The following is a 12,482-nucleotide window of genomic DNA, read 5'->3' on the forward strand; positions in this document are numbered from 1 at the left end:
GCAGGAGCGCCAGCATGTCGTTCAAGAATATTTCAGAGATCGCCGGGTCGGCCATGGCGGCGCAATCGGTGCGCCTGAATACCATTGCCTCCAACCTGGCCAACGCCGATTCCGTGGCCGGCACCGAGGCCGACACCTACCGCGCGCGCAAGCCGGTGTTTGCCGCCGTCATGAGCGACGGCCCGGACGGCATGGCCAGCGCCGGCGGCAAGGTGCAGGTGCTGGACGTGGTGCAGTCGGACGAGCCGCTGCGCCAGGTGTACGAGCCAGGCAACCCGATGGCCAACGCCGAGGGCATGGTGTTCTACCCCAACGTCAACCAGGTGGCCGAGATGACCGACATGATGTCGGCCTCGCGCGCGTTTGAAACCAATGTCGAAGTGCTCGGCCGCATCCGCACGATGCAGCAATCCCTCCTTAAACTCGGTGAAGGCTAAGTCATGACCGTCAGTCTCCTCAACAACAACGGCAGCGGCACGTCCGGTTCGTCGAACAGCAGCATCATTGGCAACACCGCCAGCGAAACTTCGGACATGTTCACCAAGCTGCTGGTGGCGCAGATCCAGAACCAGGACCCGCTGTCGCCGACCGACCCGGCCCAGTTCGTCCAGCAGCTGACCCAGCTGTCGCAGACCGAGTCGCTGCAAAACCTGACCAACATCACCTCGGCCAGCGCCAGCGCGCTGTCCAGCCTGCAGGTGATGGCGCTCGGCGCCCAGGTCGGCTCCGACCTGCTGGTCAGCACCAAGAACGTGCAACTGGACGGCAGCACCAAGGTCAGCGGCCAGACCACGCTGGCGGCCAGCAGCAGCAAGACCACGCTGGTGCTGACCGGCGAGGATGGCGTGCGCCACGAGGTGGCGCTCGGCACGCAGCCGCCCGGCACGCTGCAGTTCAGCATCGACCCGGCCAAGCTGGGCCTGCCGGCCGGCAGCTACAGCGTGGCCGTCCAGACCAGCAGCAAGGAAACCCCGTCGATCGATATCCAGGGCCGCCTGAACAGCGTGCGCCTGCTGTCGAACGGCAGCGTACAGCTGAATGTCGCCAACATCGGCGACACCGGCTCCGACGCGATTACCGCATTTGCCGGCAAAGCCGCCACTCAAACTACGCTCTAAACCACAGGAAGGTATCCGCCATGAGTTTCGATATCGCATTGTCCGGCATCCAGGCCATCAACGATTCGCTGGACGTCACCAGCCACAACATCGCCAATGCCGGCACCTATGGCTACAAGGCCAGCCGCGCCAACTTCTCCACCCTGGTGGCCGGCACCCAGGTCACCGGCGTGAAGGTCGGCTCGACCACCCAGAACATCGGCCTGCAGGGCGGCATCCTGAGCACCGGCCGCGCGCTGGACGCCTCGATCAACGGCCGCGGCTTCTTCATCACCCGCAATGCCTCCACCAACGAGACCGAATACACCCGCGTCGGCATCTTTGACGCCTCCAAGGATGGCTTCCTGGTCGACGCCTCCGGCCGCAAGGTGCAGGGCTACCCGGTCAACAGCGCCACCGGCACGCTGGGCGCGCTGGGCGACGTCGCCATCCCGACCGGCGCCATCCCGGCCGTGGCTTCGGAAAAAGTCACCTACGTCGGCAACCTGTCGGCCGACTGGGAAGCGCCAAGCGCCGCCTGGGCCGCGCCAGCCACCGCCGCCGACGCGCCGGACACCGCCACCTTCAACATGTCCAAGGCCTCGGTCATCTACGACAGCCTGGGCGGCAAGCACACCCTGACCCAGTACTTCGCCCGCACCGGCGGCGGCAGCGGCGCCTCGACCCCGAACTCGGTCGACGTGCACTACGTGCTGGACGGCCTGGAAGTCGGCACCCCGACCACCATGACGTTTGACCCGGCCACCGGCCAGATGCTGACGCCCGATCCGGCCGCAGACGCCGGCAGCATCACCATCGGCTTGGCCGGCACCGCCACCTCCAACGGCGGCGTGCTGAACGACATCGTCATCAATTACACCGGCACCACCGGCTTCTCCGGCGAAGCCACCACCTCGACCAACAACGCCGACGGCTACGCTTCGGGCACCTACAGCGGCCTGACCCTGGGCGAGGACGGTTCGGTGATCGCCAGCTACACCAACGGCCAGAAGCAGACTGTCGGCCGTCTGGCGCTGGCCACCTTCCCGGACGAAGGCGCGCTGACCGCGGTCAGCGACACCAGCTGGGTGACCTCGATCGCTTCCGGCGAACCGCTGGTCAACGCCCCGGGCGTGGGCATGGGCGGCACCATCAACGTCAGCACGCTGGAACAGTCCAACGTCGACATCACCTCGGAACTGGTGGGCCTGATGACCTCGCAGCGCAACTACCAGGCCAACTCCAAGGTGATCCAGACCGAGTCGACCATGCTGCAATCGCTGATGCAGGCCATCTAAGGACCGCTGACACATGGACGCGCTGATCTACACCGCCATGAGCGGGGCCGAACGAGCCCTGCGCGGGCAACAGGTGCACGCCAACAACCTGGCCAACATCGACACCGGCGGCTTCCGCGCCAACATGGAGCTGTCCGCAGCCCAGGCCGTCAACGGCTATGGCTATGACGACCGCCACATGTCGCAGCTGCAGGCCAACGCCGTGTCGACCAAGCCGGGCACCATGAAAAGCACCGGCCGCGACCTCGACGTGGCGATTGCCGGCAACGGCTTCCTGACCGTGCAAAGCGCCGGCGGCGAAGCCTACACCCGCGCCGGCGCCATGGTGCTGGATGAAAACGGCACTCTGCGCGTCAACGGCGACGTGGTGCTGGGCGAAGGCGGCCCGATCACCCTGCCCGAGTACACCAAGATTGCCATCGGCAACGACGGCACCATCTCGATCCAGGCGCCGGGCACCACCACCATGCAGGTGATCGACAAGCTGCGCCTGGTGAAGGCGGAAGCGTCCGAACTGACCAAGAACACCCAGGGCCTGCTGGTGGCGCGCGACGGCAACCCGCTGGCCACCGATCCGACCGTGGTGCTGCGCCCCGGCCACCTGGAAGGGAGCAATGTCTCGGCGGTCGAGGAAATGGTGTCGGTCATGAGCCTGAACCGCACGTTTGAAGTCCAGATGAAATTGTATTCCGCCACCGATTCGATGGCGCAAGCCGGCAACCGCCTGATCAGCGGCAGCTAATCCACCACCACTACAGGGAGAAAACCATGAATCCAGCAATGTGGATCAGCAAAACCGGCGTGCAAGCCCAGGACCAGAAACTGCAGGCCATCGCCAACAACCTGGCCAACGCCAACACCGTCGGCTTCAAGCGCGACCGCGTGGTGTTCGAAGACCTGTTCTACTCGGTGGAACAGCAGCCCGGCGCCCAGCGCGCCGACAACAACACCCTGACCCCGTCCGGCGTGCAGCTGGGTAACGGCGTGCACATGGTGGGCACCCAGAAAGTGTTCACCCAGGGCGTGCTGCAAACCACCAGCCGCGAGCTGGACATTTCGGTGATGGGCAACGGCTTCCTGTCGGTGCGCCAGCCGGACGGCACCACCGCCTACACCCGCGCCGGCCAGCTGCAGGTCGACGCCAACGGCATCCTGGTCAACGCCAGCGGCCTGCCGCTGATTCCGCAGATCACCGTGCCGGCCAACGCCACCGCGCTGAGCATCGGCGAGGACGGCACCGTGTCGGCCAAGATCGCCGACAACGTCACGCCGCAGCAACTGGGCCAGCTGACCCTGACCTCCTTCATCAACCCGACCGGCCTGCTGGCCCTGGGGGAAAACCTGTTTGCCGAAACGCCGTCGTCGGGCACGCCGACCGAAGGCACGCCGGGCACCGCCCAGTGGGGCAAGATCAAGCAGGGCACGCTGGAAGGCTCCAACGTGCAGGTGGTGGAAGAGATGGTCGACATGATCGCTGCCCAGCGCACCTACGAGATGAACACCAAGGTACTGTCGGCGGCCGACAACATGCTGCAGTACCTGTCGCAGGCAGCACGCTGATGAAAACCGCACTGCCTGCCCTGCTCGCGCTGCTTGCGCTGGCCGGCTGTGCCTCGCTGCAGCCGCCGGCGGTGCGCCCCGGCCCATTGGACGAACCGCCCACCGTGGCGCGCAATACGGCGCCGCGCGGCGTCTCGGGCGGCGTGTTCAGCCCCGACCTGGGCATGTCGCTGACCTCGGACAGCCGCGCGTTCCGGGTGGGCGACATCGTCACCATCATCCTGCAGGAAACCACCCAGGCCAGCAAGAAGGCCGGCACCAGCTTCTCCAAGCAGTCGGCCGACAACATCAACGCGCCCAACCTGCTGGGCAAGACCTTCGGCAAGGCGGCGATCGGCCTGGGCGCGTCCAACAACTTTGCCGGCGATGCCACCAGCACCCAGCAAAACGCCCTGACCGGCGCCATCACCGTGATCGTGCAGGAAGTGCTGCCGAACGGCCTGCTGCGCGTGTCCGGCGAAAAAACCCTGACCCTGAACAACGGCGAAGAATTCGTGCGCCTGCGCGGCTACCTGCGCGCGGCCGATATCGACGCCGACAACCAGGTGTCGTCGCAACGCATTGCCAACGCCCGCATCGCCTACTCGGCGCAGGGCACGCTGGCCGACGCGCAGCAACCGGGCTGGCTGACGCGCTTCTTCAACGGCCCGCTGATGCCGTTCTAAGTTTAGATTGACACGGGTGACCCCATGAATTTCCGCAAGCTCCTCCTGGCCCTGCCCCTGGCGCTCTCGCTGGCCATGCCGGCGCACGCCGCGCAGGCGCTGCGCAACCTGGTCGCCATCGAAGGCGTGCGCGACAATCCGCTGGTGGGTTACGGCCTGGTGGTCGGCCTGAACGGCAGCGGCGACTCGACCCAGGTGAAATTTTCCAGCCAGTCGGTGATCAACATGCTCAAGCAGTTTGGCGTGAAAGTGCCGGACGGCACCGACGCCAAGTCGAAAAACGTCGCCACCGTGATGGTGTCGGCGGTGTTCCCGCCCGGCTACCGCAAGGGCCAGTCGATCGACGTGGTGGTGTCGTCGATGGGCGACGCCAAGAGCCTGCGCGGCGGCGCCCTGCTGCTGACCCCGCTGCGCGCGGCCGACGGCGAAGTGTACGCGCTGGCCCAGGGCAATGTGGTGGTGGGCGGCTTCAGCGCCCAGGGCAAGTCCGGTTCCTCGATCACGGTCAACACCCCGACTTCGGGCCGCATTCCGAGCGGCGCCAACATCGAACGTGAAATCCCCACCGATTTCACCACCAAGCCGACCGTGCGCCTGTCGCTGCGCCATCCGCACTTCCAGACCGCGATCAACATCGTCGACTCGATCAACAAGCGGTTTGGCGACATTGCCACCGCCAGCGACGCCACCAGCGTCGATGTGGTGGCGCCCGCCAACCCGACCCAGCGCGTGGCCTTCATGGCCAAGCTGGAAGCGATGAATATCGATGTGGGCGAAGATGCGCCGAAAGTGGTGTTCAACTCGCGCACCGGCACCGTGGTGATTGCCGAGGGCTTGCGCGTGCGCGCGGCCGCGGTCACCCACGGCTCGCTCAAGGTGGTGATTTCCGAATCGACCAAGGTCAGCCAGCCGAACGCGCTGGCCGGCGGCCAGACCGTGGCATCGCCGCAGTCGCAGGTGACCGCCGACCAGGGTCCGGCGCAAATGTTCAAGTGGCCGGCCGGCGCCAAGCTGCAATCGATCATCGACGTGGTCAACAGCCTGGGCGCCACCCCGGACGACATCATGGCCATCTTGCAGGCTCTCGACCAGGCTGGCGCCATCGAGGGCGAGCTGGTGGTGATTTAAGGACAGCCCATGGACAGCACCCGCTTCGACCCCACCCGCCTGCTGGCCAACGGCACCGCCGGCCAGCTGAGCAGCACCCACGTGGCGCCGCAGCCGGCCCAGGCCGGCGACACGGTGGACCCGCTGTACCGCGCCAAGGCCACCGAGGCCGCGGTCAAGTTCGAAAGTTTCTTCATCGGCCACATGCTGCACCAGATGCGCGCCGGCACCCGCGCGCTGGCCGCCGAGGACAGCCCGGGCAAAAGCCGCATCAACGATGACATGCTGGACATGGCCGACAACCTGGTGGCCGACCAGATGGCCGGCAAGCGCGCCTTTGGCGTGGCCGACGCCATCCTGCGCCAGCTGTTGCCGCCGGCCCAGCCGCCCGCGCCCGCCATGGCTGCCGGCAATGTTTCCGAATCGCAAAAAATTAACACGCCGCTTAATCAGCAGCAATAAACGGTCGCCCGTTACTGATATCGGACCGGTGGGGCGACGCCGCCACTGGCCCCACGGACTTCACCAGGAAAGACCCCGCTACAATGACCATCACCTACAACGCACTGTCGGGCGCCCTGGCCGCCCAGGCTGCCCTGAACACCGTCAGTCAGAATATTGCCAACTCGCAAACCAAGGGTTACACCCGCCAGGGCGTGTTGTTGCAGGCGACCGCTTCTGACCCCGGCACCAAGTCGGCCGGCAATGGCGTGCAGATCGGCTCGCTGTTGCGTTTCAGTGACTCCTACAAGTCGCAGCAGCTGTGGCGTTCCAACTCGGAGCTGGGCGCCCTGTCGCAGGTGCAGCCTTACCTGACCCAGATGGAAACGGTGATGAGCGACGACAAGTCGAGCCTGAGCTATGGCATCGACAACTTCTTCAAGGCGCTGAACGCGGCCGGCGTCGATCCGACCTCGACCCCGCTGCGCCAGCAGGTGATTACCGCCGCCGATTCCATGTCGCAGCAGTTCAACTCGATCTACAACGTCACCGCCGCCCAGGTGGTGTCGGTGCAGCAGCAACAGCAGGCCATCCTGCCGCAGCTGAACGAGTCGCTGGCCAGCATTGCCGCCCTCAACCAGCAGATCGTGGCGGTCAGCGGCGCCGGTACCAACACCTCGGCGCTGCAGGACAAGCGCGAGCAGCTGATCGACAGCGTGGCCTCGCAGGTCGGCGTGGAAGTGATCAACAACCCGGACGGCACCGCCAGCGTGTCGCTCAAGAGCGGCCAGCCGCTGGTGGTCAGCAATATGGCGGCCTCGCTGGATTACGTGACCACCTCGGGCGCCTCGACCCTGACCCTGACCTTTGCCAAGAGCAAGTTCAAGCTGGACGACACCAAGGTCGGCGGCCAGCTGGGCGGCCTCGGCAATTACAAGCAGAACACCCTGCTGCCGCTGCAAAAATCGATCTCCGAAATCGCCGGCCAGATGGCGCAAATGGTCAACGACCAGTTCAGCGCCGGCTTCAAGAGCGACGGCACGGCCGGCGAGCCGCTGCTGGAATTCAACCCATCCAGCGCCACCGGCCTGCTGCAGATTGCCGACGGCTTCCAGACCACCGACCTGGCCTTCTCCAGCGACGGCACCCCGGGCGACAGCGGCAACCTGCAAAAGCTGGTCGGCATCAAGGGCCAGCCGATCACCCTGACCAGCTTGGGCACGGTGCTGCTGGGCGACGCCGACACCCAGATCGTCGGCAAGCTGGGCATCGACAGCCAGCAAAACCAGTCGCAGCTGAAGACCGCCACCACCATCCGCACCCAGGCCGAGGATGACTGGAAATCGACCAGCGCGGTGAACACCGACGAGGAGGCCATCAACCTGGTGGAATTCCAGAATATGTACCAAGCGAACATGAAGGTGATTGCCGTGGCCAACACCCTGTTCGACTCGACGCTGCAAATGTTCGGTTAAGGAGAGCCTGAATGCGTATCGCCACCAGCCAGTTCCAGGCCACCATGAACCGCGGCCTGCAAGACAACCAGAGCGCGCTCGCCTCGCTGACCGCGCGCATGGCCAGCGGCAAGAAGCTGCAAGTGCCGTCGGACGATCCGGTCACCGCGGTGCGCCTGTCGCGCCTGACGCGCGAGGAAGCCATTGTCGGCCAGTACCGCGACAATATCGCCGCCATCAAGATCCGCCTGTCGACCAACGAGACCTATCTGCAGTCGATGGTCAACGACATCACCCAAAGCCACGACCTGCTGGTGTGGGCCGCCGACGCCAGCAACACCGGCGACGACCTGAAGTCGATGACCACCACCATGACCTCGCTGCGCGACAGCCTCTTTTACTCCGCCAACGAGAAGGACCAGGAAGGCCGCTACATCTTTTCCGGCACCCTGACCAACACCCAGGCCATCACCTACGACGCCAACGCCCCGGTCGGCTCGCGCTACACCTTTACCGGCAACACCAGCCAGCAAAAGTCGGTGGTGGGCAACGGCATCACCCAGACCGTCAACGTCGACGTCTCCGGGCTGGAAACGCTGCTGAACCAGATGGACAGCACCATCAATGAGCTGCAGCAGCCTGGCATCACGCCAGCCACGCCATCGCTGCGTGCGGCGATCACCGCCAATATGGACGGCGCCAGCAGCACGCTGGATCTGATCGCATCCAAGATCGCCGACTTCGGCGGCGCGCAAAACGTCATGGAAACCCTGGATGGCAACCATGCCAACGTCAGCCTGTCGAACAAGACCGCCCTGCTCGACCTCGGCTCGCTGGACATGGGCGAAGCCGCCACCGAACTGAACGGCTACAACCTGGCGCTGCAAGCCTCGTACAAGGCTTACTCCAAGATCACCAATCTGTCGCTGTTCAACGTCCTGTAACCTTTTAGCTCGGCCAGCGTATGCAAATCACATCCACCTCCACACCCCAGGTCATTGTCCCCGGCGCCAATGCCGGCAATGCCAGCGCGGTGGATGGCACCGCGCTCGGCCTGAACGGCGAAAACGCCGCCACGCAGACGCCGGTCACGCCGACGCCCAACTCGGCGGCGCCGCTGCGCCGTGGCCTGAACAATTGGGACCAGCCGCTGCAGGGCGACATTTCCGGCGCCCAGCAGGCGCTCGATTTCCTGGAACAAAGCGCGGCCCAGCTGCGCAACCTCAAGGCTGACCTGAGCGCCCGCCTGGCCAACCGCCAGCGTGCCGACGGCACGCTGGAAGCGCGCGTGCGCCAGTTCAGCAACAGCTGGCGCAACCGCAGCAACGCTTCCGGCGGCACGCTGGACGCCCAGCTCAAATTCAGCAGCAAGGGCACCACTACCAGCTTCACCGTGCGCGGCATGAACCTGGCCAATTTGCGCAACGGCGGCCGCGAGGTGCTGGCGATTTCCGTCGGCGGCGGCCAGAATGTGCGTTCGGTGGTGCTGGAGCCCGGCCTGTCGGACGCCCAGATCGCCCAGCGCTTTGACGAGGCGCTGGCGCCGGCCGGCGTGCGCGCGCAAATCAGCGATGACGGCCAGCTGACCTTTTCCACCACCGAAGCGCAGTGGAGCAATGTGCGCGACACCATTGCCGTGCAAGGCAACGGCATCCGCTTCCCGACCGGCCAGCTGAACCGTGTGAAAGCCGAAGCCGCGGCGCCGGAAGTCGATCCGGACAGCTGGAACACCGCCGACCTGGACGGCATCCGCAGCACCCTGCAGCAAGTGGTGCAGGCGCTGGCCAAGGTGGAAGCCTCGATCGCCTCGGTGCATCAGGCGCTGGCGCAAGTGGCCGCACGGGTGCGCAACGCGGCGCCCTCGGCCAGCGCCAACGGCATGGACCAGGTGGCGCAGAATTTCGTGTCCACCACCCGCCAGCCCGGCTACCAGTCGCTGCTGTCGATCACCTCGGCCCTGGCCGGCATCAGCCGCGAACGCGTGATTTCGCTGCTGCGCCTGCGCTAATTCAGCAGGCTGACGCCGCGCTGCGCCAGCGCGGCCAGTTCCGGCGCCGGCAGCGCGCCGGCATACGCATAGCCCTGGGCATAATCGCAGCCAGCCATGGCCAGCAAGCCGCTTTGCGCTGCCGTTTCCACGCCCTCCGCCACCACCCGCAAACCCAGCTTGTGGGCCATCACAATCAAGGCTTCGCACATGGCCAGATCGCCGCTGTCGTTGGCCAGGTGCTGGATGAAGCTGCGGTCCAGCTTGAGCAGGTCGATGCCAAAATGCTTGAGGTGGGACAGCGAGGAATAACCGGTGCCGAAATTATCCAGCGCCACCTGCAAGCCCATTTCGCGCAGTTCGCGCAGGCGCTCGCTGACGTGGCCGGCGCCGTCCAGCAGCGCGCCCTCGGTAATTTCCAGTACGATGCTGCGCGGCGGCAGGCCCAGCCTTGCAGCCAGCTGCAGCCAGTCGACGTACAGCGCGGTGGCGCCGCGCAGCTGGGCCGGCGACTGGTTGATGCTGACCTGGAAGCCGCTGCCCAGCTCATCCTGCCAGCGGCGCGCCTGCTGGGCGGCCTGGCGGAACACCCAGTCGCCAATTTCCAGCATCATGCCGCCGGATTCGGCAAACGGCAGGAATTCCGCCGGCGCCAGCAGGCCGCGCTGCGGATGGCGCCAGCGCAGCAGGGCTTCGGCCCGTTCGACCTTGCCGGTCTGCAGATTGACGATGGGCTGGTAGTGCAGCTCCAGCTGCTCCTGCGCCAGCGCCGCGCGCAAGTCCAGCGTCACCTGCTGACGCGCCTGCGCGGCCAGTTGCAGGTCGGCGGTGAAATAGCTGTAGCGGTTGCGGCCGCCCTGCTTGGCGGCGTACATGGCCTGATCGGCGCAGCGCAGCAAGTCTTCCGGCGTGCCGGCGTCATCCGGGAACAGGGCGATGCCGACGCTGCCCGAGATCGACGGCTGCGCGCCTTCCAGCTGGATCGGCCGGGCCAGCAGCGCCAGCACGCCCTGGGCGATGCGGTCGATGCTGTCCGCCTGCGCCAGTCCCGGCAGGATGACGGTGAACTCGTCGCCGCCCAGGCGCGCCACGGTATCGCTGCTGCGTACGCACAGGCCGATGCGGTGCGCCGCTTCCACCAGCACGCGGTCGCCCTGCTGGTGGCCCAGCGTGTCGTTGACTTGCTTGAAGTCGTCCAGATCGATGAACAGCAGCGCCAGCCGGGTATTGTCGCGCCGCGCCTTCTTGATTTCCTGGCCCAGCCGGTCCTGGAACATGTGGCGGTTGGGCAGCGCGGTCAGCTCGTCGAAATTGGCCTGGTGCCAGATCAGGTCGGCCGAGGCGCGGCTGGCGGTGACATCGGTCACCAGCGCCAGCGCGCCGCGGTAGCTGCCGTCGGCGTCAAAGATGGGATTGGTGGCCAGCGTGGCCCACAGCTCGCTGCCATCCTTGCGCAGGAACTTGAATTCGTGGCGCTCGGACACGCCCTGCTGGCGGCGCGCGATATTGCGTTCGAGGATGATGCGGCCCTCCTCGTCCATGAACGCCATCAGCGGCTGCTCCAGCATTTCCTCGATGCTGTAGCCCAGCATCTGCGCCATCTTCGGATTGACAAAGCTGGTGCGGGCGGCGGCATCGATTTCCCAGATGCCTTCCTCGGCGTTGTGGACGATGCGGCGGAAGCGCTCCTCGCTGCGCTCCAGCACCGGCAGCTTGCCTTCGGCCGGCTCCAGCACCACGCGGATGGCCTGGCCGCTGCTGTCGACGCTGGCGCGCAGCGAGACCGGGAAGCCCTGCTGGTTGCGGTGGCGCTGCATCTGCAGGTTGCACTGCTCGGCCTGCGCGGTGTTGATGGCGCGCCGCAGGAAGCGGTCGAAATCGTCGTGGAAGCGCGGCGCCACGAACTGGCGGAATGGCAGCCGCCCGGCATCGCCGCGCTGCAGGCCCAGCAAGTCGGCCCCCACCACGTTCATCTGCAAGATGGTGGAGTCAAACGCCAGCACGAAATAGCCGACCGGCGCCAGCAGGTAAATATCATTGAAATAGGCTTGCTCGGCGCTGGTGGCGGCATCGGCGTAAGTCGCCATCGCGGCCTGTTCGGCAAGGACCGCGAGCCCGGGCAGCTCAGTGTGCATAGTCTTATCCATACACCCCCTACAGTGATGTTTTCAGACTAACATTTCGTGCCGGCGATGTCGAGCGTCAGCCTTACCGTGAGTGGTGCGCGCGGTTCAAGCGTTGTTCCGCGCGCCGTTGCAGCGCTTCAAACAGCAAACTCAGCAGCCAGTAGATGGCGGCCGCGGCCAGATACAGCGGCAGCGGCTGGAAGGTGGTGGCAATCACTTCCTTGGTCGACAGCATCAGCTCGGTCAGGGTGATGACCGACACCAGCGAGGTATCCTTGATCAGGCTGATCAGCGTGTTGCTCATGGCCGGCACCGCCACCCGCAGCGCTTGCGGCAGCACCACGTAGTACAGCGTCGACCAATAGCCCAGGCCGAGGCTGTAGCTGGCCGCCCACTGGCCCTGGCTGATCGAGGCGATGGCGCCGCGCAGGCTTTCAGACAGGAAGGCGCCGGAGTTCAGGCTGAGCGCCAGGATGCCGGCCGTCACCGGCGTGAATTCAATGCCGACGCTGGGCAGGCCGTAGTAAATCACGAACATCTGCACCAGCAGCGGGGTGCCGCGCATCAGGCTGACATAAACGCTGGCCGGCCATGCCAGCAGGCGGTAGGGCAGCAGGCGCAGCACCGCCACCGGGAAGCCGATCAGCAGACCGCCGATCATGGCGGCCAGCGCAAACAGCACCGTGTAGCCGGCGCCGCGCAGCATCACCGGCGCGGCTTCGCGCAGCAGCTCCAGCCACGCCATCG

13 protein-coding genes are annotated in these 12,482 nt (G+C 65.9%); 11 read left to right on the forward strand and 2 right to left on the reverse strand.

Annotation, left to right across the window (positions count from 1 at the left end):
• Positions 1-14: 14 nt before the first annotated feature.
• The 11 genes from flgC to ABDW57_RS07810 all read left to right on the forward strand — a co-directional run bounded on the left by flgC (position 15) and on the right by ABDW57_RS07810 (position 9,630).
• Positions 15-437, forward strand: a complete 423-nt coding sequence (gene flgC / locus ABDW57_RS07760; RefSeq protein WP_343729633.1) for a flagellar basal body rod protein FlgC — start codon at positions 15-17, stop codon at positions 435-437.
• A 3-nt stretch (positions 438-440) separates the two neighbouring features.
• Positions 441-1,118 (forward strand): flagellar hook capping FlgD N-terminal domain-containing protein, encoded by a 678-nt coding sequence (locus ABDW57_RS07765; RefSeq protein ID WP_343729634.1) that lies wholly within the window; start codon positions 441-443, stop codon positions 1,116-1,118.
• A gap of 20 nt (positions 1,119-1,138) precedes the next feature.
• On the forward strand, positions 1,139-2,395 hold the full coding sequence (locus tag ABDW57_RS07770) for a flagellar hook protein FlgE (protein ID WP_343729635.1): 1,257 nt from the start codon (positions 1,139-1,141) through the stop codon (positions 2,393-2,395).
• Positions 2,396-2,408: 13 nt separating this feature from the next.
• The gene (locus tag ABDW57_RS07775; protein WP_343729636.1) at positions 2,409-3,137 is read left to right on the forward strand and encodes a flagellar basal body rod protein FlgF; all 729 of its coding nucleotides are present in this window, start codon (positions 2,409-2,411) and stop codon (positions 3,135-3,137) included.
• Positions 3,138-3,163: 26 nt separating this feature from the next.
• The gene (flgG, locus tag ABDW57_RS07780; protein ID WP_176649660.1) at positions 3,164-3,955 is read left to right on the forward strand and encodes a flagellar basal-body rod protein FlgG; all 792 of its coding nucleotides are present in this window, start codon (positions 3,164-3,166) and stop codon (positions 3,953-3,955) included.
• On the forward strand, positions 3,955-4,620 hold the full coding sequence (gene flgH / locus ABDW57_RS07785; RefSeq protein WP_343729637.1) for a flagellar basal body L-ring protein FlgH: 666 nt from the start codon (positions 3,955-3,957) through the stop codon (positions 4,618-4,620). Before flgG ends, flgH begins: the two co-directional genes overlap by 1 nt.
• Before the next feature lie 24 nt (positions 4,621-4,644).
• Positions 4,645-5,748 carry a flagellar basal body P-ring protein FlgI gene (locus tag ABDW57_RS07790; protein WP_343729638.1) on the forward strand — a complete coding sequence of 368 codons (1,104 nt, stop codon included), beginning with the start codon at positions 4,645-4,647 and terminating at the stop codon, positions 5,746-5,748.
• Positions 5,749-5,757: 9 nt separating this feature from the next.
• Complete coding sequence (locus ABDW57_RS07795; protein WP_343729639.1) at positions 5,758-6,189, forward strand: hypothetical protein; 432 nt, start codon at positions 5,758-5,760, stop codon at positions 6,187-6,189.
• Between the two features lie 83 nt (positions 6,190-6,272).
• On the forward strand, positions 6,273-7,643 hold the full coding sequence (flgK, locus tag ABDW57_RS07800; protein ID WP_343729640.1) for a flagellar hook-associated protein FlgK: 1,371 nt from the start codon (positions 6,273-6,275) through the stop codon (positions 7,641-7,643).
• Positions 7,644-7,654: 11 nt separating this feature from the next.
• Positions 7,655-8,566, forward strand: a complete 912-nt coding sequence (flgL, locus tag ABDW57_RS07805; protein WP_343729641.1) for a flagellar hook-associated protein FlgL — start codon at positions 7,655-7,657, stop codon at positions 8,564-8,566.
• A 20-nt stretch (positions 8,567-8,586) separates the two neighbouring features.
• A complete protein-coding gene (locus ABDW57_RS07810; RefSeq protein ID WP_343729642.1) occupies positions 8,587-9,630 on the forward strand; it encodes a hypothetical protein in 1,044 nt (347 codons plus the stop codon).
• On the opposite strand, the gene ABDW57_RS07815 is transcribed toward ABDW57_RS07810, so the two are convergent.
• Both ABDW57_RS07815 and ABDW57_RS07820 read right to left on the reverse strand, forming a co-directional pair.
• A complete protein-coding gene (locus ABDW57_RS07815; RefSeq protein WP_343729643.1) occupies positions 9,627-11,744 on the reverse strand; it encodes an EAL domain-containing protein in 2,118 nt (705 codons plus the stop codon). The two genes, ABDW57_RS07810 and ABDW57_RS07815, sit on opposite strands and share 4 nt — an antisense overlap.
• A gap of 73 nt (positions 11,745-11,817) precedes the next feature.
• Positions 11,818-12,480, reverse strand: coding sequence for an amino acid ABC transporter permease (locus tag ABDW57_RS07820; protein ID WP_343729644.1), 663 nt, complete (start codon positions 12,478-12,480; stop codon positions 11,818-11,820).
• Between the last annotated feature and the right edge of the window lie 2 nt (positions 12,481-12,482).

The organism is Duganella sp. (assembly GCF_039595735.1).
GTDB lineage: Bacteria > Pseudomonadota > Gammaproteobacteria > Burkholderiales > Burkholderiaceae_D > Rugamonas.